Source organism: Achromobacter mucicolens (genome assembly GCF_902859725.1).
Classification (GTDB): Bacteria; Pseudomonadota; Gammaproteobacteria; order Burkholderiales; family Burkholderiaceae_B; genus Achromobacter; species Achromobacter mucicolens.
This window is the reverse complement of the sequence record NZ_CADIJP010000008.1, coordinates 165,143-190,726: the sequence shown is the minus strand read 5'-3', so window position 1 is coordinate 190,726 and position 25,584 is coordinate 165,143. Positions and strand designations below refer to the sequence as shown.

General features: G+C 66.6%; 24 protein-coding genes. 4 read left to right on the top strand and 20 right to left on the bottom strand.

What is annotated here, in order from left to right; all coding sequences use genetic code 11:
• Position 1 precedes the first annotated feature (1 nt).
• From HV786_RS12400 to HV786_RS12390, 3 genes are read right to left on the bottom strand one after another with little or no spacing between them, the layout of a single operon-like run.
• Positions 2-868, bottom strand: coding sequence for an ABC transporter permease (locus tag HV786_RS12400; protein WP_056327672.1), 867 nt, complete (start codon positions 866-868; stop codon positions 2-4).
• Positions 865-1,932 carry an ABC transporter ATP-binding protein gene (locus HV786_RS12395; protein WP_063953571.1) on the bottom strand — a complete coding sequence of 356 codons (1,068 nt, stop codon included), beginning with the start codon at positions 1,930-1,932 and terminating at the stop codon, positions 865-867. The genes HV786_RS12400 and HV786_RS12395 overlap by 4 nt, the downstream gene beginning before the upstream one ends.
• Before the next feature lie 46 nt (positions 1,933-1,978).
• Positions 1,979-3,010: an ABC transporter substrate-binding protein gene (locus HV786_RS12390; RefSeq protein ID WP_128829691.1), complete on the bottom strand. Its 1,032-nt coding sequence runs from the start codon at positions 3,008-3,010 to the stop codon at positions 1,979-1,981.
• 184 nt (positions 3,011-3,194) lie between these two features.
• Between HV786_RS12390 and HV786_RS12385 the strand changes: the two genes are divergently transcribed.
• Positions 3,195-3,998 carry a GntR family transcriptional regulator gene (locus HV786_RS12385; protein ID WP_175210986.1) on the top strand — a complete coding sequence of 268 codons (804 nt, stop codon included), beginning with the start codon at positions 3,195-3,197 and terminating at the stop codon, positions 3,996-3,998.
• Between the two features lie 13 nt (positions 3,999-4,011).
• Here HV786_RS12385 and HV786_RS12380 read toward each other — a convergent pair whose 3' ends face one another.
• From HV786_RS12380 to HV786_RS12370, 3 genes are read right to left on the bottom strand one after another with little or no spacing between them, the layout of a single operon-like run.
• Positions 4,012-5,736 (bottom strand): hydantoinase B/oxoprolinase family protein, encoded by a 1,725-nt coding sequence (locus HV786_RS12380; protein WP_128829690.1) that lies wholly within the window; start codon positions 5,734-5,736, stop codon positions 4,012-4,014.
• Complete coding sequence (locus tag HV786_RS12375) at positions 5,723-7,786, bottom strand: hydantoinase/oxoprolinase family protein (RefSeq protein ID WP_175210984.1); 2,064 nt, start codon at positions 7,784-7,786, stop codon at positions 5,723-5,725. The genes HV786_RS12380 and HV786_RS12375 overlap by 14 nt, the downstream gene beginning before the upstream one ends.
• A 24-nt stretch (positions 7,787-7,810) precedes the next feature.
• On the bottom strand, positions 7,811-8,791 hold the full coding sequence (locus HV786_RS12370) for a Bug family tripartite tricarboxylate transporter substrate binding protein (protein ID WP_128829689.1): 981 nt from the start codon (positions 8,789-8,791) through the stop codon (positions 7,811-7,813).
• 159 nt (positions 8,792-8,950) lie between these two features.
• Here HV786_RS12370 and HV786_RS12365 point away from each other — a divergent pair, with 159 nt between their 5' ends.
• A complete protein-coding gene (locus HV786_RS12365) occupies positions 8,951-9,847 on the top strand; it encodes a LysR family transcriptional regulator (protein WP_175210982.1) in 897 nt (298 codons plus the stop codon).
• A gap of 16 nt (positions 9,848-9,863) precedes the next feature.
• Here HV786_RS12365 and HV786_RS12360 read toward each other — a convergent pair whose 3' ends face one another.
• The 9 genes from HV786_RS12360 to HV786_RS12320 all read right to left on the bottom strand — a co-directional run bounded on the left by HV786_RS12360 (position 9,864) and on the right by HV786_RS12320 (position 18,942).
• A complete protein-coding gene (locus tag HV786_RS12360; protein ID WP_128829688.1) occupies positions 9,864-10,697 on the bottom strand; it encodes an AraC family transcriptional regulator in 834 nt (277 codons plus the stop codon).
• Between the two features lie 448 nt (positions 10,698-11,145).
• Positions 11,146-12,081 (bottom strand): 2-hydroxyacid dehydrogenase, encoded by a 936-nt coding sequence (locus HV786_RS12355; RefSeq protein ID WP_175210980.1) that lies wholly within the window; start codon positions 12,079-12,081, stop codon positions 11,146-11,148.
• Between the two features lie 70 nt (positions 12,082-12,151).
• On the bottom strand, positions 12,152-13,222 hold the full coding sequence (locus HV786_RS12350) for an ABC transporter substrate-binding protein (RefSeq protein WP_175210978.1): 1,071 nt from the start codon (positions 13,220-13,222) through the stop codon (positions 12,152-12,154).
• Positions 13,219-14,391 (bottom strand): NAD(P)/FAD-dependent oxidoreductase, encoded by a 1,173-nt coding sequence (locus tag HV786_RS12345; RefSeq protein ID WP_175210976.1) that lies wholly within the window; start codon positions 14,389-14,391, stop codon positions 13,219-13,221. The genes HV786_RS12350 and HV786_RS12345 overlap by 4 nt, the downstream gene beginning before the upstream one ends.
• 10 nt (positions 14,392-14,401) lie before the next feature.
• Positions 14,402-15,787, bottom strand: a complete 1,386-nt coding sequence (locus HV786_RS12340; RefSeq protein ID WP_175210975.1) for an FAD/NAD(P)-dependent oxidoreductase — start codon at positions 15,785-15,787, stop codon at positions 14,402-14,404.
• The gene (locus HV786_RS12335; RefSeq protein ID WP_175210973.1) at positions 15,784-16,125 is read right to left on the bottom strand and encodes a (2Fe-2S)-binding protein; all 342 of its coding nucleotides are present in this window, start codon (positions 16,123-16,125) and stop codon (positions 15,784-15,786) included. Before HV786_RS12335 ends, HV786_RS12340 begins: the two co-directional genes overlap by 4 nt.
• Positions 16,126-16,162: 37 nt before the next feature.
• A complete protein-coding gene (locus HV786_RS12330; RefSeq protein ID WP_128829687.1) occupies positions 16,163-16,957 on the bottom strand; it encodes an ABC transporter permease in 795 nt (264 codons plus the stop codon).
• A 19-nt stretch (positions 16,958-16,976) separates the two neighbouring features.
• Positions 16,977-17,867 (bottom strand): ABC transporter permease, encoded by an 891-nt coding sequence (locus HV786_RS12325; RefSeq protein WP_128829686.1) that lies wholly within the window; start codon positions 17,865-17,867, stop codon positions 16,977-16,979.
• A gap of 1 nt (position 17,868) precedes the next feature.
• A complete protein-coding gene (locus tag HV786_RS12320; RefSeq protein WP_108006291.1) occupies positions 17,869-18,942 on the bottom strand; it encodes an ABC transporter ATP-binding protein in 1,074 nt (357 codons plus the stop codon).
• Positions 18,943-19,152: 210 nt separating this feature from the next.
• Between HV786_RS12320 and HV786_RS12315 the strand changes: the two genes are divergently transcribed.
• Positions 19,153-19,995, top strand: coding sequence for an IclR family transcriptional regulator (locus HV786_RS12315; protein WP_128829685.1), 843 nt, complete (start codon positions 19,153-19,155; stop codon positions 19,993-19,995).
• Positions 19,996-20,067: 72 nt separating this feature from the next.
• Here HV786_RS12315 and HV786_RS12310 read toward each other — a convergent pair whose 3' ends face one another.
• Both HV786_RS12310 and HV786_RS12305 read right to left on the bottom strand, forming a co-directional pair.
• On the bottom strand, positions 20,068-21,231 hold the full coding sequence (locus HV786_RS12310) for an alpha-hydroxy acid oxidase (protein ID WP_128829684.1): 1,164 nt from the start codon (positions 21,229-21,231) through the stop codon (positions 20,068-20,070).
• Between the two features lie 127 nt (positions 21,232-21,358).
• Entirely contained in the window at positions 21,359-22,255 is an 897-nt protein-coding gene (locus HV786_RS12305; protein WP_128829683.1) for a phytanoyl-CoA dioxygenase family protein, read from the bottom strand.
• A gap of 164 nt (positions 22,256-22,419) precedes the next feature.
• Here HV786_RS12305 and HV786_RS12300 point away from each other — a divergent pair, with 164 nt between their 5' ends.
• On the top strand, positions 22,420-22,716 hold the full coding sequence (locus tag HV786_RS12300) for an acylphosphatase (protein WP_128829682.1): 297 nt from the start codon (positions 22,420-22,422) through the stop codon (positions 22,714-22,716).
• 70 nt (positions 22,717-22,786) lie between these two features.
• On the opposite strand, the gene HV786_RS12295 is transcribed toward HV786_RS12300, so the two are convergent.
• From HV786_RS12295 to HV786_RS12285, 3 genes are read right to left on the bottom strand one after another with little or no spacing between them, the layout of a single operon-like run.
• Entirely contained in the window at positions 22,787-23,695 is a 909-nt protein-coding gene (locus tag HV786_RS12295; RefSeq protein WP_056327652.1) for an EamA family transporter, read from the bottom strand.
• Positions 23,696-23,735: 40 nt separating this feature from the next.
• Entirely contained in the window at positions 23,736-24,794 is a 1,059-nt protein-coding gene (locus HV786_RS12290) for a threonine aldolase family protein (protein WP_175210970.1), read from the bottom strand.
• Positions 24,795-24,799: 5 nt separating this feature from the next.
• Positions 24,800-25,534, bottom strand: coding sequence for an amino acid ABC transporter ATP-binding protein (locus HV786_RS12285; RefSeq protein ID WP_056327650.1), 735 nt, complete (start codon positions 25,532-25,534; stop codon positions 24,800-24,802).
• Positions 25,535-25,584: the final 50 nt, after the last annotated feature.

Sequence of the window (25,584 nt, the reverse complement as noted above, 5' to 3'; positions counted from 1 at the left end):
GTCAGCCTCCGGCCTGGTTGAACACGGCGCCGTAGCGGCGTTCGATGATGCGGTTGGCCGACAGCAGCACCACCACGGTCGCCACCAGCAGCACCACAGCCAGCGCCGCGCCCAGCGGCCAGTTCAAGGTATTCAGGAACTCGTCATAGGCGGCGGTGGCCACGTTCTTCAAGCGCCGTCCGCCGATGATGGCGGGCGTGGCGAAGGAGCTCGCCGCCATCGCAAACACCATGATCGCGCCCGAGAGGATGCCGGGCATCACCTGCGGCACGATCACACGCCGGATGACGGTGAACTGGCTGGCGCCCAGCGACAGCGCGGCCGCCTCGGTAGCGGGGTTGATCCGCTGCAAGGATGCCCACACCGAGATCACCATGAAGGGCACCAGCACATGCGTCAGCGCAATGCCCACGCCCAGGTTGCTGTACATGAGGTCGATGGGCGTGGAGATCAGGCCGATGCCCATCAGCGCCTTGTTGATGAGGCCGGTAGACCCGAACAGCAACGCCCAGCCCAGCGTGCGCACCACGACCGAAATCAGCAGCGGGCCCAGCACCACCATCAGAAAAAGGCCCTTCCACGGATTGGCCATGCGCGACAGCACGTAGGCTTCGGCCGTGCCCAGCACCAAACACGCCACGGTCACGGCCGCGGCCACGCCAAACGTGCGCGCGTAGATCTCGTAGTAGTAGCCGTCCGAGAAGATCTCGATGTAGTTCTTCCAGGTAAAGGTGGCCTCGATGCCGCCGTAGAACTGGAAGTCGAAGAAGCTGATCAGAAACACCAGCGCCATCGGCACCACGAGGAACGTGGCATACACCACCAGCGCCGGGGCGCTCAGCACCCACGGATTGGTGCGCGCGCTCATGACGCGTTACCTTGCGGCGCGGCCGCCGGATCGACGGCGCACATGTCCTGCGCGCGCCAGCGCAGATGCACGGTCTCGCCTTCGGCGGGCACCGGCACGCCGTCGTTCTGCCGGATCACCATCACTTCACCGACCGACGTTTCCACCTGGCACAACCAATGATTGCCCTGGAAGACGCGCGTCTTCATGCGGCCGGGCAACGCACAGGCCGCGGGCTCGGAAAACAGGATCTTCTCGGGCCGCACGATCACCGCGCCCTGCGGCACCGGTGCGCCCGCCAGACCAATGTGGGCTTCGCCGATGCGCGCGCGGGTTTCGCCCTCGTACTGCTCGGCCTGCGGCGTGAACACGTTGGCCTTGCCCAGGAAACCGCCCACGAAATGGCTGGCGGGCCCTTCGTACGCGGCAAAGGGTTCGGCCACCTGTTCGACGCGACCCTGGTTCATCACCACGATGCGGTCCGACAGCGCCAGCGCCTCGGACTGATCGTGCGTGACGAGAATGGTGGTGGTGCCGACCGTGCGCTGGATGCTGCGCAATTCCAGTTGCATCTCTTCGCGCAGCTTGGCATCCAGGTTGGAGAGCGGTTCGTCCAGCAGCAGCACGCTGGGCCGGATGACCAGCGCACGCGCCAGCGCCACACGCTGCTGCTGGCCGCCGGACATGCGCGCCGGGTGCCGGTCGGCCAGATGCGACAGGCCCACGAGCTTGAGCGCGTCGGCCACGCGGGCCTGGCGCTCGTCCTTTTTCACGCGCTGCATCTCCAGGCCGAACGACACATTCTCGGCCGCGGTCATGTGCGGAAAAAGCGCGTAGTTCTGGAACACCATGCCCAGCCCGCGCTTGTTGGCGGGCACCTTGCTGACGTCCTTGCCGTTCAGCACGATGCTGCCGCCGGACGGTTCGACGAAGCCGGCGATCATCTGCAGCGTGGTGGTCTTGCCGCAGCCGGACGGCCCCAGCAGCGAGATGAATTCGCCTTTGTTTACCGACAGGCTGAGGTTTTCGACGGCGGTGGTATCGCCGTAGCGCTTGCTCAGGCGGTCAAGCACAAGATAGGTCATGAATGCTCCCGGTGGGCGGCAGTGGCGCCGCCCGTATGCACACGCGTCAGCGCTCGATTTCCCGCGTCCAGCGCTTGTTCCAGTCGTCCCGGTTCTGGTTGACCGTGTCCCAGTCGATCACGATGAGATCGGCGGCGCGCTTGCCGATGGGCAGCGGCACACGGGGATCGTCCGTGACCTTGGCCTTCTTGTTGACCGGACCATAGCCGTACGCGGAAGCGAGCTTTTCCTGGACCTCGGGCGACACCAGGTATTCGACAAAGGCCTGTGCCTTCGGGTTGGCATTGGGTTTGGCGATCGGACACACGGAAGACAGCAGCGCGTAGGCGCCTTCCTGCGGATAGACGAATCCGACGGGGAAGCCCGTGTCGGCAAACGCCTTGACGCGGCCGCTGCCCCAGACCGCGATGGTGGCCTGCCCGCTGGAGAAGAGCTCGGTCATCTTGCCGGGCGAGGGCTCATAGACCAGCACATTGGGACCGACCTCGTTCTTGAACGTGGTGAAGCCGGGATCGATCTTCTTTTCGCCGCCGCCGCCTTCGCGGGCGTATTCCACCAGCGTGTGCAGGCCATAGGTGTTGTTCAGCGGCGGAATGACCAGTTGCTTCTTGTACTTGGGATCCTTCAGGTCCTTCCAGGACGTGGGCGGCGCCCATTTCTTCTCGTCGAAGACCTTCTTGTTGTACATGATGCCCGTGGCCACGATGCCGATGGCAACCGCCTTGTCGTCCTTGTAGCGCGCGGTGGTGTAGATGTCGTCGGCGGGCAGGTTCTTGATGGGTTCGCAAAAGCCCAGCGCAATGGCCTGGTACATGGGGCCGTCATCGATGATGGCGACGTCGATCTGCTGGTTGCTCTTTTGCGCCTGCAGGCGCGCCACGGTGTTGGTGGAGTTGCCGGCCACGTAATCCAGCTCGACGCCATGCTGCTTGGCGAAGGGCGGGAAGATGTCCTTGCGCATGATGTCTTCAAACGAGCCGCCGTAGCCGGCCACCACCAGTTTCTGCTGCGCCTGTGCGTTTGCGCCCAGCCCGGCCGCTACCGCCGCCGCCGCGAGCACTGCAAATACCTTGCTCATGAGAACCCCCGAATTTTGGAAGAGAACTGCAAGAACCGACTGATTTGTTGCCCGGCGACCTCATGTCCGCCGTACAATTTGTCCGTACATGAATGTCCGGACAAATAATGGATCCCGCATGACTGCCTTGTCAATCGGTTATTGTCCGGACAAACCCTATAAAACCAATCAAGGAGCCAACCTCATGACCCGATCCTCCGAGCGCGCTGCCAGCCCCGGCGGCGAGCGGCAAGCGCGCGGCCGGCCCGGCGCGGCGCTCCCGGCAGACGTGGCGGGCGGCCCGCGCTACAAGAGCATCTATCAGTCGCTCTCGCAAGACATCAGCTCCGGGCGCTACCCCGTCATGACGCTGCTTCCCACCGAGCACGAACTGTGCGAACAATTCGGCGCCAGCCGCCACACCATCCGCGAGGCAATCCGCATGCTGACGGTGGCTGGCGTGGTATCGCGCCGGCCGGGCGTGGGCACGCGTGTCGAAACCGCCCGCGCGACGACCCGTTTCACGCAGCGCATCTCGCAGTTTCCAGATTTGCTGCAGTACGCGCGCAACGCGGCGCTGCTGGTGCAGGACGTGCGCACCGTCAAGTCGACCAAGCGCCTTGCCGAAACGCTGGGCTGCGAAGCCGGGCAAGAATGGCTGCACATCAACTCGATCAAGACGCTGGACGATCCCGACGTGCCGGCCGCCAGCACGCTCATCTACACGAACCCGGCGCATTCGGACGTGCTGGTGGATGTGAAGTCGCGGATCTCGCTGCTGCGGCTGATCGAGGACCACTTCGGCGACCGCATCACCGAGGTCAACCAGGAGTTCTCCGCCACGCCCATCGGCGCGGCGATCGCCAGGCAACTTCAAGTCGACACCGGCACGCCGGGCTTTGTCATCACCCGCCGGTACTACGGCGACGGCGGCGTGCTGCTGCTGGCCACCATCACCACGTTTCCGCACGACAAGATGAAGTACTCGATGACCCTGAACGTCAGTTGACGCGCGGCGCGGCCTACACGGACAGCCCATAGTCCGCGCGCGCCGCGTGAGGGCTGATCTTGCCGTCAGCCAGGTCCTGTTTCACGCGCGCCCGCAGCCGCTCCGACGGCGCGCCATACCCGCCGGCCCCTGGCGTTTCGATGCGCACGCTTTCGCCGGCCGCAAGCGCGATGTTGGCGGTCTTGGAGAAAAGTTCCTCGGCCTGCGGCGTCCCGAAATTGCGGATCAGGCGCGCGCGGCGGCCATCGCCACCGCCGTCAACGCCCGCGGCCACGCCGACCGTGTGGCTGTCCGAGCGCGCCGAGAACACGATGCCTGGTCCCACCGCGCGTATCTGCTTGGCGATGCCCATGCCGCCGCGCGTGCGGCCCGCGCCGCCCGAGTCCTGAATCATCGCGTACTCGTCCATCAGCAGGGGATACTCGTTTTCCAGCGCTTCGACCGGCAGGTTCGATGTATTGGTCATGTGCACGTGCACTGCATCCATGCCGTCCGCATCGAAGCGCGCCCCCGCGCCGCCGCCCAACGTTTCCAGGTACACGAAGTGTCCCGCGCGCTCGCGCCACCGGCCCGAGAACACGATGGCGGGGCAGCAGTCGTTGCTGGAAGCCATGGTCTTTTCCGGCGGCAGCAGGCCCCGGAATGCACCGAAGATCGCCCCGGCCACTTTCTGCGCGGTGATGGACCGCGCGCCCACCGCGGCGGGGTGCTCGGGATTGGTGATGGTGCCCACGGGCGCGGACAGCGTGATGGGATCGAACAGCCCGGCATTGGGCGCCAGGTCCGGGTCCAGCAGCGCCTTCACCGCGTAGTAGACGCAGGCGCGCAGGGCATTGAACGGCAGGTTCATGGCCCCGCGCGCCTGCTTGCCCGATCCGTCGAAGTCGAAGTGCAGATTGTCCGCGCCAACGGTCAGCGTCACCTGGATGGGCACCGGATCGCCGCCCATGCCGTCGTCGTCAAGATCGCTGCGGAAGGTGTAGCTGCCGGGGCGCAGCTCGGCGATGCGGTTCAAGAGGCGTTTGCGCGTGTAGGCGATCACGTCGTCCACCGAGCGCAGCACAGCCTGCAGCCCCATCTGGCGGATCAACCCCTGCACTGCGGCCGCGCCGCGGCGATTGGTCGCCATCTGCACGCGCAGGTCAAGCACGCGCTCTTCCGGATCGCGGGTGTTCGCGCAGATCAGACGCAGCAGGTCCTCGTCGGTCTCGCCCGCGCGAGCCAGGCGGCAGGCGGGGATGCGGATGCCCTCCTCGAAGATCGACTTCAGCCCTCCGGCGATAGAGCCAGGCACGGCGCCGCCCACGTCCGAGTGGTGCGCGATGTTGGCGGCAAAAAATCGCAGCGTGCCTTCCCAGAACACCGGCGTGATGATGTTGATGTCGGGCAAGTGGCTGCCGTCGGCAAGGTACGGATCGTTGCAGATGAACACGTCGCCGTCGCGGATCTGGTCTTCGGCAAACGTGCGCAGGATGGCGCGCATGGCGCCGTCCAGCGATCCGAGGTGCAGCGGGATCTGCGTGCCCTGCGCGACCAGCCGCCCCGCCGCGTCAAAGAGCGCCACCGAGCAGTCCTTGCGCTCCTTGATGTTGGTCGAGAACGAGGCGCGCACCAGCGTGTTGTTCATGTCTTCGGTGATCGACAGCAGGCGGTTGCAGAACACCTCCATGCCGATCGGATCCGCCAGGACCGAGGCGCTGTCCGCCTCGCGCGGTTCAATGGAATCAGGCTTGTTCATGCGAGCCTCCTTGCAAACGGATGATCAGGTTGCCGAATTCGTCGACGCTGGCCTCGTGGCCCACGCCGACCACCGTGGTCGAGCTCATTTCCTCGAGCAGCGCCGGGCCCTGAAAGCGCGCGGCGGTCGGCACGCGGTCGCGGTCGTACACGGGCGTTTCCAGCCAGCCATGCGCCGGCCCGAAATACGCCTTGCGCTCGCCCAGCCGCGCGTCCTGCAGCGTGCCGCCCACATGGCGCGGCGCGAGCGGCGCCTTCACCACCTGTCCGACCGCCTGCATGCGGCAATTGATGATCTGCACCTTGCGATCGTCCACCGTGTAGCCGTATTCGCGCTCATGGGCCTCTGCAAAGCGCCGCGCGAATTGCGCGTAGCCGCCCGGGCCCGTGTCGTCCAGGCTGACCTGCACCTCGAAGTTCTGCCCCTCGTAGCGCGCGTCGATCGCGCTGTGGCACACGCGCAGCGCGGGATCGACGCGTTCGGACGCGAGCCAGTCGCGCGCCTGCGCGGCAAGGCCTTCAAAGATGGCGGTGATGGCGGGCCACGTGTCCTCACTGGCGAGCGATATCTCGCTTTGCACGAAATCGAACGAGATGTCGCTGAGCAAAATGCCGCGCGCGCACATCGTGCCGGGTTCCTGCGGCACGATGACGACGGGGATGCCGCACTCCTCGGCCACTTCCACGGCGTGCAGCGGACCCGCGCCGCCGTAGGCATACAGCGCGAAGCGCGACAGGTCGTAGCCCCGCTCGGTGGAAACCGCCCGGATCGCGCGGCTCATGTTGGCGGCGGCGATGCGCAGGATGCCCTCGGCAGCCGCCTCCATGGACAGGCCCAGCGGTTCGGCGACGCGGCCTCGGATGACCTCGCGCGCCGCATCGGCATACACCGGCATGCGGCCGTTCAAGAGCGCCACGGGGTTGAGCCGCTGCAACGCGATTTCGGCGTCGGTGATGGTGGGCTCCTGGCCGCCACGGCCGTAGCCCACCGGGCCCGGCACCGCGCCCGCGCTGTGCGGCCCCACCTTCAGCGCGCCGGCATCGTCCAGCCACGCAATGCTGCCGCCGCCCGCGCCGATGACATGAATGTCGACCATCGGCGTCTTGACCGGATAGCCGGCGACATGGCGGTGCGAGGTGAAGAGCGGCCTGCCTTCGCACACCAGCGACACGTCCGTGCTGGTGCCGCCCACGTCGAACGTCACGAGGTTCAGGCTACCGATGGCGCGTCCCACAGCCGCGGCGCCGACCACGCCGGCGGCGGGGCCGGACAGGCAGGTGCGCACCGGATACTGGCGCACCGTGGCGATCGACATCAGGCCGCCATTGGAGTGAATGGTGTGCGGCTCATGCCCGATATCCAGTTCCCGCACCCGCTTCAGAAAACGCTCCAGGTAGCGCGCCATCTTCGGCCCGACCGCCGCATTGAGCACGGTGGTGGACAGGCGCTCGTATTCGCGGAACTCGGGCAGCACCTCGGACGACTGGCTGATGTACGCATCCGGCATTTCTTCCTGGACGATGCTGGCCGCGCGCCGCTCATGCGCAGGGTTGCGGTAAGCATGCAGGAAGCAGATCGTGACGGCCTCGATTCCGGCCTTGGCGAAGCGCCGCGCCGCATCGCGCACCTGCGCTTCGTCCAGCGCCGTCAGGACCTCGCCCGCCGCGTTGACGCGCTCGTCGACTTCGGCGCGAAATTCGCGCGGCACCGCAACGGGCGGTTTGCCCACGCTGTAGTCGTACAAGTGCGGGCGCGTCTGGCGGCCGATCTCCAGCACGTCGCGAAAGCCCCGCGTGGTGATCAGGCCGACGCGCGCGCCCTTGCGTTCGATGATGAGGTTGGTCGCCACCGTGGTGCCATGGCCCACGTGCGACACCTGCGAAGGCGCGACGCCATGATCCGCAAGCATCTGCCCGATGCCCGTAGCGATGGCCTCGGAGGGATCGTGCGGCGTGGAGGGCACCTTGTGAAAGTGCACCACGCCGGCGTCCTCGTCGATCATCGTGAAATCGGTAAACGTGCCTCCGACGTCTATCCCTATGCGATACATATCGTTCTTTCCAAAAAATTAGGGTCAGTCCAGACGAATGCCGGCTTTCTTCACCACCTGGCACCACTTGCTGATTTCGTCCTTGATCATCGAGCCGAACGCCGGGCCTGCAACGTCCGACACCTGAGCGCCCTGCTGCTCGAGATAGGTCTTCATGGCGGGCGCGTGCAGGGTCTGCACCAGGCCGTCGGTCAGCTTGGTGCGCAAGGGTTCGGGCATGTTGGCGGGCGCCAGCATGCCGAACCACACCATGGCCTCGTAGCCGGGGTAGCCGGACTCGGCGACAGTGGGCACGTCGGGCAACATGGCCGAGCGCTGCGGCGAGGTCACCGCCAGCGCCTTGATCTTGCCGTCCTTGATGTAGGGGTACGACGTCATCACGACGTCCATCATCATGTTGATCTGTCCGCCCACCAGGTCGATGAGCGCGGGGCCGGAGCCGCGGTAAGGCACATGCACCATCGACACCCCGGCGGTGGACTTGAAGAGTTCGGCGGCCAGGTGGTTGGACGTGCCTTGGCCGTTGGAGGCGAAGGAATACTTCTCGGGCTCCTTCTTCAGCAGGGCCACAAACTCCTGCAGGTTGTTGGCGGGAACGGACTGCTTCACCGACATGACGTTGGGGATCGTGGCCACGACCGTCAGCGGCGTGAAGTCCTTGACCGCGTCGTACGGCAGCTTGGAATAGACGCAGGGCGCGCTGCCGTGCGTGCTGACCGATCCCATCAGGATGGTGTAGCCGTCGGCGGGTTGGCGCGCGACGTACTCGGTGCCGACGGTGCCGCCCGCGCCGGGCCGGTTTTCGACGATGACGTTGACGCCCAGGCGCTGGCTCAGTCCTTCGGCGATCTTGCGCGCCACCAGGTCGGTGGAGCCGCCGGCCGCGAACGGCACGACGATGCGGATGACCTTGTCAGGCCAGGCGGCGCTGGCGGTTCCGGCGGCGGCAAAGAGCGCGACGCCTGCGGCAATGCGACAGCAACTGCGAAGTAGCCCTGTTTTCATGGCTTGGTTTCCCCTTGTTGATAGAACTTCCTTATGGCCGGATCATGCGTGTCCGACCTTGGTTCGCTGCAACAACGAAGTCATGCTAGGCCTGGCGCCGCGATGACAGCAGTCCTACAGGTTTATATTTGTATAGATGCCATTTATGGACGCGCGGCGATGAAGAATCCGGACCTGAATCTGCTTCTGCACTTCGATGCGCTGATGGCATGCCGCAATGTGTCGCGCGCGGCCGAGGCGATGAACATCAGCCAGCCGGCCATGAGCGCGGCGATGAACCGGCTGCGCCAGTTGTTCGGCGATCCGCTGCTGGTGCGCGAGGGCGGCACGTGGCAGCCGACGCTGCAGGCGCTGGAACTACACCAGCATTTCAAGCCGCTATTGGAGGGCTGGCACCGTGCGACGCGCACCCGCGAGGCGTTCGACCCGGCGCATTCGTCGCGCACGCTGTCGCTGTATGCGACCGATTATGTGCAGTACACGCTGCTGCCCAAGCTGATTCCGCGGCTTGCGGTGGACGCGCCGCACTTCCAGTTGCAGATCGTGCCGGCGCGGCCGCAGCACGGGCTGAGCATGCTGGACACCAATCATGTGGAGTTGATCGCGGGCTACTTTCCGGACCCGGCGCCGGATCTGCGCACGCGCTTTCTGTACCAGGAGCCGGCGGTGTGCATCGTGCGCGAAGGACATCCGTGTTTGCGCAAGCGCTGGAACCTGGACGCCTACCTGAGCTACGGGCATCTGGATCTGGCCGCGCACACGCGCTACTTCAGCACGGCGATCGATCGCATCCTGATGGGCCAGAATCGCAGCCGCAAGATCGTGGCGACACTGTCCAGCTACCTGGTGTGTCCGTTCATCGTGGAGGGATCTGACCTGATCGCGACGATGCCGGTGAGCATTGCGAAGGCGATGTCGGGCAGCGCACGCATCGTGACGCAGAAGGTGCCACTGACGTTGCCGCCCATTGCGGTGTCGTTGTACTGGCACGAGCGCTATCAGGACGATCCGGCGCACGCCTGGCTGCGGCAATATCTGGCAGGCGTGCTCGGGTAGCGGGAGGCGCTGTCTGCTATTGAAGCGGCAGGCAGATGCGGGTTTGCAATTGCGCGGGCGGGGTGGTGCGCGGGTCGTTCAGGTATTGCTCGAACATGGGGAAATCCGCGGGGGCCATGCCGCTGGATGGCAGCCATTCGGCAAAGAGCCAGTCGTAGGGCTTGCGCATTTCGTTGTAGGGGCCGGTGTAAGTGAGGATGGCGCAGCGGCCGGCGGGGATTTCGAAGCGTTCGAGTTCCTGGCCGATGTCGGCGTCGGGCGCGACGGGCATGCCGGCAAGCGATCGCAACTGGTTTTGCGGGACTTGCTCGGGGTCGTCGTAGTAGATGCCGAAGCCGATGGTGTCGGGGGTGGCGATGCCGCGGCCGATGGCGAGCATGAAGACTCTTGAGAAGACGGGGCCGATATCCTGGTAGCTGCCGCGGTGGGGCAGAACGGCGAGGACGATTCCGGGGAAGTTTTCAATGACAACGGGGTACATGGCTGGCTCCTGGGTGGTGGAAGGTTGGGAGCGGGCGGCGCGATACCGACCTGGCGAGATGCCGAAGACAGCGCCGAAGGCGCGGTTGAACGCGGCGTCGGATTCGTAACCGGCGCGTTGCGCAACGTCCCGTAGTGCCGTCTGCGTGCCAGCCAGGGCCACGGCCGCGCGGTGCATGCGGATGCGCTGGACGGTGGCGTTGACCGTTTCTCCCATCATGGCGCGGTAGACGCGGTGGAAGTGGTAGGGGGATAGGCAGGCCAGGTCGGCCAGGTGGTGCAGGTCTGGCGGGGCGTCTGGGTTGGCGGCTAGCCAGCGTAGGACGGGGTCCAGGCGTTGGGCGTAGAGGGATCGCGTTGCGGGTTTCAATGGGTTGCTCCTTGGTAGGGGCAATTTAGCTTTTGGGGGTTTGCAGATTTTGCGGTTTTTTTGGGCGGCGGATTGATTTCTTTTGGCGCACGGCGCGGCGGCGGCCTTGGGACGCGGGGCTACGATTGCGGTCCGGAGCCTTCGCTCCGGACTGCCCCTTCGTCATCGTCGTTGTCGCCTCCGGCGACTGCCTTCCGATTCCCTCGGGCGCATCTACACGCCCCGCGCCCCAAGGCCACCGCCACGCCGTGCTCGGGTGCTTCGGGTTCCGGCATTGCCGGGGCGAGTTGTTTGCTTGGCGTTCTGGCAAGCGGTGGGAGGTGGCGGAAGGTCTTGCGGGGCCCGCGCCACGGCGGCCGCGCGGGCGGCCTGGTGGCGCTTACGCAGTGTCTTGCGTCATACGATGGCGCTGCGCGCTTCGCTCTGGATTGCTGTGGGCTGCGCAGTGTCAGTAGCCGCGCTGCGGGTCGTAGATGTTGGGCAGCGCTTCGCCACGCTCATTGGCTGCGATCAGCAGCGCGGTGTGACGCGCTCGTTCCTTGCGGTCGGGGATTGCCGCGCAGTGGGGGGTGATGGTGATTTTTGGGTGGGTCCACAGCGGGGAGTCTTCTTGCAAGGGTTCTTGTTCGAAGACGTCCAGGATGGCTTGATCCAGATGGCCGCTGTCCAGCGCGTCCAGGATGTCCTGGGTGACCATGTGGGCGCCGCGGCCGGCGTTGATGAGGCTGGCGCCTTTTGGGAGCTGGGAGAGCGTCGTGCGGTTGAGGATGCCGCGCGTCGTTTCGGTGGCGGGCAGGAGGCAGACGAGGAGGTCGGTGTTGGCGAGGAAGTCGGCGAACTGGGCCTGGCCTGCGTAGGACGGCATGCCGGGGAGCCTGCTGGCGCCGCGCGACCAGCCGCTGACGGGAAAGCCCGCGCGGGACAGGAGTTGCGCTGAGGCGACGCCAAGGTGGCCCAGGCCCATGATGCCGACGCGCACGTCGGCGGCGACGCGCAGGGAGTCGAAGAATTCCCAGTGGCGGCGGGCCTGGTTGTCGGTGATGCGTTTGACGTTGCGCGTGATCATGAGCGCGCTGGTGAGCACGTACTCGGCCATTTCGGTCTGCGTGCGCGCGGTGACCATGCGGGCGATGGGCAGGTGGCGCGGCAGGGCGGGGTCGGCGAGGATGTGGTCGACGCCGGCGCCGGCGCTGACGATGAGTTTCAGGTTGGGGAAGGTGGCCAGGCGGCCGGCGTCGGGGGCCCAGACGAGGGCGTAGTCGATGGTGGCGGGGTCGGGGTCTTCGTGCCAGCCGACAACGTCCAGTTCCGGCGCGAACGCGCGGAAATGCGCGCGCCATTCTTCTGTCGCCTGGGGGCCGCCGGAATTGATGATGAGGCGCATGCGTGTCCTTGCTGCTGGAAGGCCGGCGCGGCGCGCCTGCGGGTTGTCCACAGGCATGCGCGCGTTGACCTCAACGTTCGACCGTACGGTTCCAGCGGGCGTTGAAGGCGGGCCGGGCCGCGTTGATCTGGTCCCAGTCCAGGATCTTAGCGTTGGCCATGTAGCCTTGGAAGCGCTTGAGCGTCTCGGCGTTGTCGGCGGACGCCTGGACGTTCTTGTTGGACGGGAAGTGGCCGCCCATTTCCAGCGCCTTGGCCTGGGCCTTGGTGGACAAGAGGTACAGCGCGAGCTTTTGCGCGAGTTCGGGTTCGCTGTTCTTGGCGATGACGCATTCGCCGACCATCAGGATGACGGAGCCTTCCTTGGGCTGGGCGTATTCCACCGGGATGTCGCGCTTTTTCAGGCGGGCGATGGCGGTGGGGGTGAGCGGGAAGATGGCGGCCTCGTCGGACTGGATCATCTCGGCCAGCTTGGCGGAGTTGGGGATGTACTCGAGCACGTTGGGGCCGATGGTGGAGGGCCACTTCTTGAAGCCGGGCTCGTAGTTCTGGTCGGTGCCGCCTTCGATGCGGTTGAACATCAGAAAGCCATGCAGGCCGAAGGTGCTGCCGGAGGCGGACTGGAAGACGACCTTGCCCTTGTACTTGGGATCGGCCAGGTCCAGCCACGAGGTCGGCGGCGTCCAGCCGTTCTTCTGGAAGAGGCGGGTGTTGTAGCCCAGGCCGGTCATGCCGATGTCGATGCCGGCGGCCATGCGGTCTTTCATCAGGGCGGTGGGATACAGCTCTTTCAGGACGGGGTCGTCGTTGAGCTGTTCGCACAGGCCCATCGAGATCGCGCGGGCCATGATGCCGTCATCCAGGAACATGACGTGCATCTGCGGGTTGTCCTTGTAGGCCTGTGCCTTGGCCAGCACGTCGGTCGAGGTGCCGGGCACGACGACGATCTTGACGTTGTTGGCCTTCTCGAAGTCGGGGAACACGTGCTGCGTGAAGGCGCGTTCCATGTCGCCGCCGTTCATGCCGACGTACAACGTCTTTTGCTGCGCCATTGCGCCGGCGGACAGCAATGCCAGCACCGCCGCGCCCAACAGGCGCTTCCCCTTGGTCAGGCGCTGCGCGCCCTGTTTCTTGTGCATCATGGTGACTCCAGCGTTTGCTCACGAAGACTCTCAGGCCGGGCCGCGGCGCCGTGAGCGGCGGGCGCGTACCGTTCAATGCGGAAGGCATCGATGGGAATGGAGGATCGGCCGTGCACGACCAGTTCGGACAGGACTTCGCCGATGGCCGGACCGATCTGAAAGCCCGCGCCGGACAGGCCGAAGGCATGAAAGAGACCGGGCACGGTGGCGCTGGGTCCGAGCACGGGATTGTGGTCGGGCATGTTGCCTTCCACTCCCGTCCAGAAGCGGATGACCTGGGCGCCGCGCAGCACGGGCAACAGCGTTGCGGCATTGGCCATCAGCGTGCCAAGGTTGTCGCGCCCCGGGCGGGCGTGGTCAGGGTCTGCCGAGACGCCGCGCCCGCCGCCGATGACGCAGTTGCCGCGCGCGACCTGGCGCGCGTAGATGCCGCCGCCCTGCATACCCAGGCTGACATCCATGAACAGCGGCAGGGGTTCGGTCACCATCATCAAGGGATGAATGGAGGTTTCGGGTACGGGTTCGCCAAAGCCTTCGGCGAAGCGGCCAGCCCAGGCGCCCGCGCAATTGAGCAGTACGCGCGCGCGCACTTCAAGCGTGTCGCCGGCGCGCACGATGAAACGCGTGCCGTCGTGCGTGGCTGATGTGACTCGCACGCCTTCGCGCACGTCGGCCCCCAGCGCGGCCGCGGCACGCCCGAAGGCCGGGGACACGAGCCGAGGGTTGGCGTGGCCGTCCTGCGGGCAGAACGAGCCGCCCACCACGCCCTGGCCCAGCCAGCCGAAGCGCCGCGCCAGCGCGCGGCGGTCCAGGATTTCAAGATCCATGCCGAAGCCGCGCGTGCTCTCGCGATAGGCCTGCAGCAACGCCAGGTCGGCGTCGGAGCAGGCAAGCTTCAAATGTCCGGAGCGCACGTACTCGCCGTCGATGCCGATCAGCTCGGGCAGCTTGCCCCACAATTCGTGCGCGCGCCGCGCGAGCGGCAGTTGTTCAACGCCGCGGCCCTGCCGCCGCACGCCGCCGTAGTTGACGCCGCTGGCCTTGGCACCGCACAGCGCCGCTTCCAGCAGCACCACGGGCACGCCCTGGCGGCGCAGGAACAGCGCGGCGCTGCCGCCGACGATGCCGCCGCCGATGATCGCGACTTCGGTGTCGATGCGTTCCATCATGCGGCCTCCATCATGCGGCCCTTTTAGCGGGCCGTTCCAGGCACACCACGTTGACCGGGATGGGTTTGACCGGCGGCTGGTTGCGCAGCCGGCCCACGGCGCGCGGCGCGCAGCCCACGGCGTGGGCCAGGACTTCCGCGCCGGCAACGCCGCACATGCGGCCCTGGCAACGGCCCATGCCGACGCGCGTCAGCGCTTTCAGGCGATTCATTTCGCGCACGCCGTTCTGGTGCACGGCCTGGCGGATGGCGCCGGCGGTGACTTCCTCGCAGCGGCAGACGACGGTGTCGTCGGCGATGCCGGCGGCCCAGTCCTCTGGAAAGGGGAAGGCGCGCTCCAGCGCATCGCGCACGCGGCCGTTGGCCGCCAGTTGCGATTCCAGCACACGCGCGCGGCGCGTGTCGTGCGGATGCCCGGTGTCTTCAAGCAGCGCCAGCGCCGCGCGTTCGCCCGCCAGTTCCGCGGCGTCGGCGCCGCCAATGCCCGCGCCGTCACCGGCGACGTAGACACCCGCCACGCTGCTGCGGCCGGCGGCGTCCCGCCGCGGGATCCAGTTGCGGTCGCATTCGTTGAATTCAAAGTCGCAGCCGATCAGGCTGGCAAGCTGGGTTTCGGGCCGCAGCGACAGGCCAAAGCCGACCGCATCGCAATCCAGCGTGTGCGTGCGTTCACCCTGCCGGTACGACAGACCCGTGACACGGCCCGTGCCCGCGACGGCCACGGGCCGCACGCCGCTGCGCAGCGGCACGCCGTGCGCGCGCAGCCACGCCATGTAGTAAAGGCCCTTGGCCAGCAGGGTGGGCGCGCGCAGCATGCCGGGCAGCGCGGCGGCGCGGTCGGCAAAGCGGGACGTGTCCAGGACGGCGGCGACTTGCGCGCCCGCCTTGGCGTACTGGTAGGCCACCAGATACAGCAGGGGGCCCGTGCCCATGAACGCGACGCGCGAACCGATGGTGCATCCCTGGTGCTTGAGCGCCACCTGCGATCCGCCCAGCGTGTAGACGCCGGGCGTCAGCCAGCCGGGAAACGGCAGCACGCGGTCGGTGGCGCCGGTGGCGAGGATGAGGTGGGTGTAGGGCACGGTGGTGCTGACACCGTCGCGCAGCACGTCCAGCGTCCTGCCCTCGGCGTTCCAGACGAGACAGCCGGGGCGGTATTCCACACTGCCCTGCAACGCCTGCATGGTCCGGTGCACGGCGTCGGCCTTGCGGTGTTCGAAGCCGTACAGCGCGGATTTGGGCCGCGAGAAGCCGGGCGGCGGCTGCCGGTAGATCTGGCCGCCTGGCCGCAGGCCTTCGTCCAGGATCACGGGCCGCAGGCCTTGCGCGGCCAGCGTCTGGGCCGCGCGGATGCCGGCCGGACCCGCACCGACGATTACGGGCATCACAGCGGTCATGGCGTGCCGTCCTCAGGCCAGGCGGCGGCCGACAGCGTGCCGGGCGCGGCTGCCGGCGCCAGCGCGGCGCTCTGCAGCCGCATGCCGGGCTCGATATACGTGGAACAGGCGCGCACGCGCTCGCCGTTTTCAAGCTGCACCCAGCAGTCCTGGCAGGCGCCCATCATGCAGAAGCCGGCGCGCGGGCCGCCCCCGAATTCCGAGACGCGCAGGCGCTCGCCCTGCGTCAGGACGGCGGTCAGGACCGTGTCGCCGGCAAGCGCCGTGCAGGGCTGTCCGTCGAACGTGAAGGTCAACGCGGGCCGGCTCGTCTCGGCCAGGCGTTTCAAAATTGCCATGGCGCGCGCGGCTCCTTTGCGGCTGTCGGAAGCGATTTCATTTCTGGCCCACCAGGACGCGGTCCAGTCCGTACACCCGGTCCAGCAGCAGCATGGTCACGGCCGTCAGCGCGATCACCAGCGCGGACACGGCAGCCATCATGGGATCGATGGATTCTGTGGCGTACATGTACATGCGCACCGGCAGCGTGATGGTCGACGGCGCCGTGATGAACACCGACATGGTCAGTTCGTCGAAGCTGTTGATGAATGCCAGCAGCCAGCCGCCAGAGACGCCGGGGATGATGAGCGGCAACGTGACCAGGAAGAACACCTTGGCGCGGCTGGCGCCCAGCGACAGCGCCGCGTGCTCGATGGACCGGTCAAAGCCGACGAGCGCGCCGATCACCAGGCGCATCACGTAAGGCGTGATGACGACCACGTGGCTGGCGACCAGCCACGGAAAGCTGCCGGCCATGCCCATCAGCGCAAAGAAACGCAACAGCGCCACGCCCAGCACCAGGTGGGGAATCATCAGCGGCGACAGGAACAGCCCGTTGAGCACGTCACGCCCCGGAAAGCGGTAGCGCGTGATGGCGATGGCCGCGGGCACGGCCAGGCACACGGCAATGCTGGCCGACAGGAATGCGAGCCACAGGCTGTTCTTGAACGCCTGCATGAAGTTGGGATGCTCGAATACCGCGTAAAACCAGCGCAGCGAGAAGCTTGTGGTGGGCACGGTAAGCGTCGAGTCCGGCGTGAACGCCACCAGGCACACGATGACCAGCGGCGCCAGCACGAAAGCCACCACCAGGAAGTTGAACGCCAGCGCGAAAGGACCGTTCTTCTGCATGTTCGATTCCTTGCGCGGCTCAGCCCAGGCTGCGGCGGTAAGAGCGTTCGACGACGCGGTTGTACGCCATCATGACGATCACGTTCACGATCAGCAGCACGATCGCGATGGCCGCGCCCAGCGGCCAGTTCAGCTCGGTCAGGAACTCGTCGTACACGACGGTCGCCACCATCTTCAGGCGACGTCCGCCCAGCAGAGCCGGAATCGCAAACGAGCTGGCCGACAGGCCGAAGACGATGAGGCTGCCCGACAGGATGCCCGGCATTGCCTGCGGCAGCACGATGCGCGTGAGCGTCTGAAAGCGCGAGGCATTCAACGACAGCGCCGCATGCTCGACGGTGGGGTCCAGCTTCTGCAGCGACGTCCAGACGGGGATCACCATGAAGGGCAGCATGACGTGCACCAGGCCGATGATGACGGCGGTGGGCGTGTACAGCAGCGTTCCCAGCCCTAACGCGGCGGCCGCCTTGCCCAGCGGTCCGCCCGGGCCCAGCAGCATGCTCCAGCCGAACGCGCGCACCACCAGCGAGATCAGCAGCGGCGACAGCACCACCAGAAGGAAGATCGAGCGCCAGGGCTTGCCCATACGCGAGAGGATGTAGGCTTCGGGCGCGCCGATCAGCACGCAGATCAGCGTGGTGACGCCGGCGATCCAGAAGGTGCGCCAGAAGATCTCGATGAAATAGCTGTCCGTGACCACGGCCAGGTAGTGCTCGAACGTGTGGCCGGGCTGGATGCCGGTCGCGTAGTCGAACGGCCGGAAAGACAGGACGAACGTCAGCGCCAGCGGCGTGAGCACCAATGTCAGAAACACGAGCGCCAGCGGGATCGATCCCAGGATGGCGAGCAGGCCGTCGTTGCGCGGCTTGGGCAGGCTGGCGGCAGCGCCGCGTTGCGTGAGCGTCGCCATGTCAGTCCGCCGCCACCGCCGCGGCGGGCGCGCGCAGCACGCGCAGCACGCCGTCCGCCCAGTCCAGCCCGATAGCTTCGCCGTCGTCGTGCGGACGGCGGCCGTCGTTGGGCGTCAGGATGGTCAGCGCCCCCACGGGCGAATCCAGGTCGTACATCCACTGGCTGCCCAGGAAGTAGCGCGTGTTGACCACACAGGCAAGCTTGCCTTGCCCGGACGGCACCGGCACCAGCTTTTCGGGCCGCAGCGACAACTGCACGCTGTCGCCGTGGCGCAGGCCTTCGCCGTCGACCAGGAGACTGAACGCGCCGGTCTGGACTTCTGCCTGCGCGCCGCAGCGCGTCACGCGCCCGGCCAGCAGATTGGTCTTGCCCACGAAGCGCGAGATGAACTCGGTTTGCGGGTGCTCGTACATGCGATAGGGTGCGTCCACCTGCGTGGCGCGGCCGTCCTGCATGACCACGACGCGATCGCTGATGGACAGGGCTTCGGCCTGGTCGTGCGTCACCATGACGGTCGTGGTGCCGATCTTGCGCTGGATGCTGCGCAGTTCGAACTGCATGTCCTCGCGCAGCTTGGCGTCCAGGTTGGACAGCGGCTCGTCCAGCAGCAGCACGGGCGGGCGGATCACCAGCGCGCGCGCCAGCGCCACGCGTTGCCGCTGGCCGCCCGACAGTTCGCGCGGGAACCGGTCCGCATGCTTGTCCAGCTTGACCAGCGCCAGCGCCTCGCGCACGCGGTCCTGGCGCTCGGCGCGTTCGACCTTGCGCATCTTCAGGCCGAAGGCGACGTTGTCGGTCACGGTCAGGTGCGGGAACAGCGCGTAGCTCTGGAAGACGATGCCCAGGCCGCGCGTGTTGGGCTTGGCGTGCGTGATGTCGCGCCCGTCCAGCGTGATGGTGCCGCAGGTCACGTCGGCAAAGCCGGCAATCATCTGCAGCGTGGTGGTCTTGCCGCAACCGGAGGGGCCAAGCAGGGAGACGAACTCGCCCTTGTCGACTGACAGGTTCAGGTCCGAGACGACACGCAGGTCGCCATAGTTCTTGGAGACGTTGTCCAGCCGCAGAAATGCCATGTTCCACACCCCGTGACCCATCCGGGCCTTGCGCCGCCGGGGGGATTTGACCTCACCCCAGCTGCTTGATCGATGGGGGCAGTCTAGGAGCCGCGAAAATGCGGGGCAATTAGGGTTTTCCGAAGAATCGAATTTTTTATCTAGTAATTCCGTTAGACTGAATTTCTTGATAAAAATACATCTGACTATTTTGATTATCGGAACTGAAGAATGAAGAAATCAGAAGCTTCGGAGGATTCCGCAGGCCAGGGCGTGCTGCAGCGGGCGTTCGCGGTGCTGCGCGTGCTGGCCGACGCCAAGGGCGAGAAGCTGCGCCTGACGGATATCGCCGCCCGCACGGGCCAGGCGCAGGCCACGGTGCATCGGGTGCTGCAAGGGCTCATGCAGGAGGGCGTGGTGGAGCAACCTGCGCAAAGCAAGGGGTATCAGCTCAGCGTCGCCTTCTTTTCGCTGGCCGCGGCCGCCGGCACCCACCAGTCCAGCCTGCGCACCCTGTACCGCCCCGCCATGCTGCGGCTGTCCGGCATGCTCAACGACACCATCTTCCTCCTGGTGCGCAGCGGCTTTGACGCCGTCTGCGTCGACCGCGTGGATGGCGCATTTCCGGTGCGCTCGCACACGGGCGACATCGGCGGGCGCGTGCCGCTCGGCATGGGACAGGGCGGCCTGGTGCTGCTGGCCAGCCTGCCCGAGGCCGAGCGCGAAGAGGTCATGCGCTTCAACATTCCGCGCCTGCATCATCTGGGCTTCGTGGACGAGATCTCGATGCGCGTGCGCATCAAGGAATGCCTGGAGCTGCGCTACGCGCGCAGCCAGGGGCAGGGCGTGTTTCCCAATATCGCCGGGCTGGCCGTGCCGGTCTACGATCCCAACGGCGTCACGGTCGCGGCGCTGAGCGTGGCCGCGCCCATCGAACGCATCAGCGATGAACGCCTGCCGCTGATCGTGGAAATGCTGCGGCGCGAGGCCGACGCCGTCGGCGCGCAGATCAATCCGTTCGATCCGGCGCTGCGCCGGCCCAGCCAGTTTCTGGGCACCGGCAACGGGGCGTAGCCCCCGCCGGCATTGGCGCATAAAAAACCCGGACACGCTGGCGGTCCGGGTTTTTGTCATGCGCGTCTGCAATCAGGTCGGGTACGTGCCCGGCAGCAGGATGCTGCGGTCGCCCGGCTCGATCGTGCGGCGGCCGCACAGCGCCATCGTCGTGTCCATTTCCTTGTACAGGATCTCCAGCACGCGGGTCACGCCGGCCTGGCCGTAGGCGCCCAGCCCGTACAGAAACGCGCGGCCGATCATCGTGCCGCGCGCGCCCAGCGCCACCGCCTTCAGGATGTCCTGGCCGGAGCGGATGCCGCCGTCCATCCACACCTCGATCTTCGAACCCACGGCATCGGCGATTCCCGGCAAGGCCGCGATGGACGACATGGCGCCGTCCAGCTGGCGTCCGCCGTGATTGCTGACGATGAGCGCGTCGGCGCCGCTGTTGGCGGCGAGCTGCGCGTCTTCGACGTCAAGAATGCCCTTGATGATGAGCTTGCCGCCCCAACGCTGCTTGATCCATTCCACGTCGTCCCAGCTCAGACGCGGATCGAACTGCTCGGCCGTCCAGGACGACAGCGACGACAGGTCGCTCACACCCTTGGCGTGGCCGACGATGTTGCCGAACGTGCGGCGCTTGGTGCCCAGCATGCCCATGCACCAGCGCGGCTTGGTCGCCAGGTTGATGAGGTTGCGCAGCGTGGGCTTGGGCGGCGTCGACAGGCCGTTCTTGATGTCCTTGTGGCGCTGGCCCAGGATCTGCAGGTCCAGCGTCAGCACCAGCGCCGAGCAGCCGGCGGCCTTGGCGCGGTCGATCAGGTTGCCCACGAACTCGCGGTCGCGCATCACGTACAGCTGGAACCAGAACGGCTTGCCGGTGGCCTGTGCCACGTCTTCCAGCGAGCAGATGCTCATCGTGGACAGCGTGAAGGGCACGCCAAAATCGGCGGCGGCCTTGGCAGCCAGGATCTCGCCGTCGGCGTGCTGCATGCCGGTCAGGCCGGTGGGGGAAATCGCCAGCGGCATCACCACATCCTGGCCCACCATCGTGGTGCGCAGCGACCGGCCTTCCATGTTCACCGCCACGCGCTGGCGCAGCTTGATCTTGTGAAAGTCGCTTTCATTCGCGCGGTAGGTGCCTTCTGTCCAGGCGCCGGAATCGGCGTAGTCATAGAACATGCGCGGCACGCGCTTCTGCGCGACGACGCGCAAATCTTCGATGCAGGTGATCGTAGAAAGGTTAGCGGTCATGGAGTGTCTGTGGAGTGATAGGGGGGCGCCAGCGCCGCCCAGTATACGCGCCGAGGCCGGCAAGCGTCGCTTGCCGGCCCCGTTCGCCCCCCTGCGCAAAGACTCTACGGTCCCTGCACGCCCAGCCTTAGCGCGGCCACACCTTGGTGACCGCGCGGATGGTCGCCCATGCGACCCAGCGCGGGCTGGTCAGCCGCGCGCCTGGCAGCCGGCGCATCACGTCCACCGCCAGGCCGCCGCGCTTGTGCCATTGTTTCTTGCGCGTCTGGCTGTCGGTCCAGCGGCCCTCCAGCCACGGGAATTCGCGGCGCCCGGGCTTATAGACCGGCGGCGTGTTGTAGATCAGGATGTACGCCAGCCGCGGCGTCTGCGAGGTGTTGGGCCCCGTGAAGTGCAGCGTGCGCGCGTCGTGCACCGTGATGCCGCCCGGATCGAGCGGCTCGGCCACGGCCTGTTCGCGCGGAAAATCGCCGCAGCATTCCAACGGATGCAGGCTCTTGTCGCCCCCCGGCGAACGGTGCTCCAGCACGTCCCATTTGTTCGAACCCGGCAGGAACTGCATGCAGCCGTTCTCGACGGTGGCCGGCTGCAGCGCCAGCCAGATGCTCAATTCGTTGTAGACGAAGTCCGGAGAACGGAACGCTTCGTCCTGATGCCACGGCGTCTCTGGTCCGTGCGGACCGGGCTTGAGCAACGCGTGCTCGCCATAGAGCGCCGCCTGCGGGCCCAGCAGCTGGCGCGCCAGTTCCAGCGTGCGTTCGTGGTAAACCGTCTTCAACAGGCCCGGGGCATAATGGCGCGGATCATGCAGACTGGGAAACTTGGCGGGCTTGGTCGGGTCGTCGCGGCTGACGAAGTCATACTGCGCGCCCTCGTTGTAACCCGTCTTGTTCGCGAACAAGTCCAGCAGCGTCCTGCGGATGTAGCCGACCTCATCCTGAGGGCACATGTCCTTCAAGGCCAGGTAGCCCTGATCCCTGTAGCGCGCTGTCTCGGCATCCGACAACAAACTGGTCTCTTCCATAATGGCTTCTCCAAGCTCTCGGTAATGGGTATTTCTAAGCTGGCACGTTTTGACATGTGCTCTAACGTATCGCTTCGAAGCCCGCCGGGCCTATAGACCATCCGCTGTAGCCGATTCCGCCTACGTATCTGGTGCGTGGCGGCGCATCATCCGAAGGAAAAACCATGCAAGACCCTAAGGCCGATTCCCATATCGAAACCGTCCACGTCACCGTCAGCGGCACGGTCCAAGGCGTGGGCTACCGGCACGCGACGGTGCGGCGCGCCCACATGCTGGGCGCGAAGGGTTGGGTGCAGAACATGCTGGACGGCACGGTCGAGGCGCTGGTTCAGGGCACGCCCGACCAGGTGGACCATATGCTGGAATGGCTGCGGCGCGGTCCACCCGGCGCGTCCGTCGAGGAAATCATCACGCGACGGGAGTACACCGATAAGCGTTACATCCGCTTCGAACAACTTTGATCGCCACCGCCCTAGCCGGCACGATGTAATCCGGCCGGACGAGACGGCAATGGCGCAAGGGCTGACGGCGTCAGCGCGAGCGCATCCAGCGTCCGCCGACCTGGTTGATGACCAGCCCGGCCAGCACGCAGGCAGCGCCCAGCCATTGCAGCGGTTGCAGGCGCTCGCCGAAGGCCATGGACGCGGCCCACAGCCCCACCACCGGCACCAGCAGCGAAAACGGCGCAACCTTTGCGGCGGGGTGGCGCGACAGCAGCTGCGTCCACAACGTGTAGGCCAGCAAGGTCGCCAGCACCGCCAGGTACAGCACCGATAGCGCCTCGCCCCAGCCGATGCCGGTCACCATGCCCACCACCGGCTCCCAGCCGTCGATCAGCACGGCCAGCGCCAAGAAGGGCAGCACCGGCGCGGCGCTGCTCCAGGCAATGAATGCGAAGGGGTCGTAGCCGGGCGCCTTGCGGCTGGCCAGCCGCACGATCATGTTCGATACCGCCCACATGAACGCGGCGCCAAGCGTCAGCACAAAGCCCAGCATCGTCATCTGCCCGGGCCCTTCGCCGCGCCCCCCGGCAATGACGGCCAGACCCATCGCCGCCACGCCAAGACCGAACCAATGATGCCGGCGCGCCCGTTCATGCAGGACCGGCGCGGCCAGCAGCAGCGTGAAGAACGCCTGGGTCTGGATGACGAGCGAGGCCATGCCCGCCGGCATGCCGAAGTTCAACGCGGTAAACAGCAGGCCAAACTGGCCCAGCCCCTGGACCAGCCCATAGGCCGCGACCCAGTGCCACGGCAGCCGCGGCATGCGCACGAAAAGGATCAGGGGGAAGGCCGCCAGCGCGAATCGCAACGCGCCCAGCATCATGGGAGACAGGCCCCGCATGCCGACCTTCATGACGACGAAATTCAGGCCCCAGATGACCACCACCGCAAGGGCGCAGAAATAGTCTTTTCGGGAAAGATGAGTGGGGGTGGACATGCGGGGCATTATCGCATCGCCCACCCCAAAGCCGGCTGAATCAGCGCGCGTCCAGCACCGCGGCAAACGCCTGGACGGCCGCATCGATATCGGCATCGCCGATATGCCGATGCGTGACGCAACGCAGCCGCGTGCGGCCCCAGGGGCGCGTCAGCACGCCTTGCGCCTGCAGGGCCGAGACCCACTGCGCGTTGGTCATGCCGGTATCCGCGGTCTCGACCTGCACGATGTTGGTTTGCGGCACCGTGGCCGTCAGCGCCGGGGCCAGTTTGTTGATGCCGTCGCTCAGGCGGCGCGCCCGCACGTGGTCTTCGGCCAGCCGGCCGCTCATGTGCTGCACGCCCTCCAGGCCCGCGGCGGCCATGATGCCGGATTGGCGCTGCGTGCCGCCCAGCATGCGGCGCAGCGAGCGCGCCTTGGCCACCACCGCCTGGCTGCCGGCCAGCACCGCGCCCACCGGCGCGCTCAGGCCCTTGGACAGGCACAGCGACACCGTATCTGTATGGCGGGTGATCTCACCGGCCGGCACGCCCAGCGCCACGGCCGCGTTGAACAGTCGCGCCCCGTCCAGGTGCACCGGCACGCCGCCCGCGCGCGCCATGCCGTACACGGCCTGCATGTGGTCCAGCGGCAGCACGGTGCCGCCCGCGTTGTTGTGGGACGTCTCCATCGCCACCAGCGCGGTCTTGAGCCGGTGCCCGCCGGTCAGCAGGGCGTCCTCAAGCCGGTTCAGGTCCATCGCGCCCGCGGTTCCCGGCACGCCTTGATAGAACAGTCCCGTGAACGTGGCCGCGCCGCGTTCGGACGTGTACATGTGGGCAGTCGATTCCAGCGCCACCTGCTCGCTGCGCTGCGTCTGCGCCAGCACGGCCAGCAGGTTGGCCATCGTGCAGCTGGGCACGAACAGGCCCGCTTCCTTGCCCAGGCTGGCCGCCACACAGGCTTCCAGCTCGCGCACGGTGGGGTCGCCATCCAGGCCATCATCGCCGATCGGCGCGGTGCGCATCCGCTCGTACATGGCCGCGGTCGGGTGGGTGACCGTGTCGCTGCGCAGGTCGACGGGCGGTGGGGAAGGTTCGGCGGGGGTCCGCTGGGTCATGGCTTTCAGTGCTGCAGAATTTTGGAAAGAAACTGGCGCGTGCGCGGGGCACGTTCCTCGACGTTGCCGAAGAACTGCTCCTTCTGGCAGTCCTCGACGATCTTGCCGCCGTCCATGAAGATCACACGGTCGGCGACGCGGCGCGCGAATCCCATCTCGTGGGTCACCACCATCATGGTCATGCCTTCGCCCGCCAGGTCGGTCATCACGTCCAGCACCTCGTTGACCATCTCCGGGTCCAGCGCCGACGTGGGTTCATCGAACAGCATCACGACCGGGTCCATCGACAGCGCGCGCGCAATCGCCACGCGCTGCTGCTGGCCGCCCGACAGTTCGCCGGGATGCTTGTCCTTGTGCGCCGACAGGCCCACGCGCTCGAGCAGGGCAAGCGCACGCTGGCGCGCTTCGTCCTTGCCGCGCTTGAGCACCTTGATTTGCCCCAGGCACAGGTTTTCGGTCACCGACAGATGCGGAAACAGCTCGAAGTGCTGGAACACCATGCCGGCCACGGCGCGCAGCTTGGGCAGGTTCGTGCGCGGATCGCCCACGGACACGCCGTTGACCACGATCTCGCCCTTCTGGAAGGGCTCGAGCGCGTTCACGGTCTTGATGAGCGTCGACTTGCCCGATCCCGATGGACCGCACACCACCACGACCTCGCCGCGGCGCACCGTGGTCGAGCATTCGTCCAGCACCTGGAAGTCGCCATACCACTTGCTGACCTGGCGGATCTCGATCATCGGAGGATTGGAAGAGAGTTGCATCGTTGAACCTGTGGATAACCTGGACG

Bases quoted from the DNA above. Each gene is read 5' to 3' on its own strand.
- HV786_RS12295 (WP_056327652.1), bottom strand. From the start codon at position 23,695: ATGTCCACCCCCACTCATCTTTCCCGAAAAGACTATTTCTGCGCCCTT.
- HV786_RS12355 (WP_175210980.1), bottom strand. From the start codon at position 12,081: ATGCGCCTCATCATCAATTCCGGCGGCCCCCAGGCGACAGAAGAATGG.
- HV786_RS12300 (WP_128829682.1), top strand. From the start codon at position 22,420: ATGCAAGACCCTAAGGCCGATTCCCATATCGAAACCGTCCACGTCACC.
- HV786_RS12340 (WP_175210975.1), bottom strand. From the start codon at position 15,787: ATGACCGCTGTGATGCCCGTAATCGTCGGTGCGGGTCCGGCCGGCATC.
- HV786_RS12380 (WP_128829690.1), bottom strand. From the start codon at position 5,736: ATGAACAAGCCTGATTCCATTGAACCGCGCGAGGCGGACAGCGCCTCG.
- HV786_RS12325 (WP_128829686.1), bottom strand. From the start codon at position 17,867: ATGGCGACGCTCACGCAACGCGGCGCTGCCGCCAGCCTGCCCAAGCCG.
- HV786_RS12370 (WP_128829689.1), bottom strand. From the start codon at position 8,791: ATGAAAACAGGGCTACTTCGCAGTTGCTGTCGCATTGCCGCAGGCGTC.
- HV786_RS12375 (WP_175210984.1), bottom strand. From the start codon at position 7,786: ATGTATCGCATAGGGATAGACGTCGGAGGCACGTTTACCGATTTCACG.
- HV786_RS12390 (WP_128829691.1), bottom strand. From the start codon at position 3,010: ATGAGCAAGGTATTTGCAGTGCTCGCGGCGGCGGCGGTAGCGGCCGGG.
- HV786_RS12320 (WP_108006291.1), bottom strand. From the start codon at position 18,942: ATGGCATTTCTGCGGCTGGACAACGTCTCCAAGAACTATGGCGACCTG.
- HV786_RS12335 (WP_175210973.1), bottom strand. From the start codon at position 16,125: ATGGCAATTTTGAAACGCCTGGCCGAGACGAGCCGGCCCGCGTTGACC.
- HV786_RS12330 (WP_128829687.1), bottom strand. From the start codon at position 16,957: ATGCAGAAGAACGGTCCTTTCGCGCTGGCGTTCAACTTCCTGGTGGTG.
- HV786_RS12385 (WP_175210986.1), top strand. From the start codon at position 3,195: ATGACCCGATCCTCCGAGCGCGCTGCCAGCCCCGGCGGCGAGCGGCAA.
- HV786_RS12290 (WP_175210970.1), bottom strand. From the start codon at position 24,794: ATGACCCAGCGGACCCCCGCCGAACCTTCCCCACCGCCCGTCGACCTG.
- HV786_RS12345 (WP_175210976.1), bottom strand. From the start codon at position 14,391: ATGATGGAACGCATCGACACCGAAGTCGCGATCATCGGCGGCGGCATC.
- HV786_RS12285 (WP_056327650.1), bottom strand. From the start codon at position 25,534: ATGATCGAGATCCGCCAGGTCAGCAAGTGGTATGGCGACTTCCAGGTG.
- HV786_RS12315 (WP_128829685.1), top strand. From the start codon at position 19,153: ATGAAGAAATCAGAAGCTTCGGAGGATTCCGCAGGCCAGGGCGTGCTG.
- HV786_RS12305 (WP_128829683.1), bottom strand. From the start codon at position 22,255: ATGGAAGAGACCAGTTTGTTGTCGGATGCCGAGACAGCGCGCTACAGG.
- HV786_RS12365 (WP_175210982.1), top strand. From the start codon at position 8,951: ATGAAGAATCCGGACCTGAATCTGCTTCTGCACTTCGATGCGCTGATG.
- HV786_RS12310 (WP_128829684.1), bottom strand. From the start codon at position 21,231: ATGACCGCTAACCTTTCTACGATCACCTGCATCGAAGATTTGCGCGTC.
- HV786_RS12395 (WP_063953571.1), bottom strand. From the start codon at position 1,932: ATGACCTATCTTGTGCTTGACCGCCTGAGCAAGCGCTACGGCGATACC.
- HV786_RS12350 (WP_175210978.1), bottom strand. From the start codon at position 13,222: ATGATGCACAAGAAACAGGGCGCGCAGCGCCTGACCAAGGGGAAGCGC.
- HV786_RS12400 (WP_056327672.1), bottom strand. From the start codon at position 868: ATGAGCGCGCGCACCAATCCGTGGGTGCTGAGCGCCCCGGCGCTGGTG.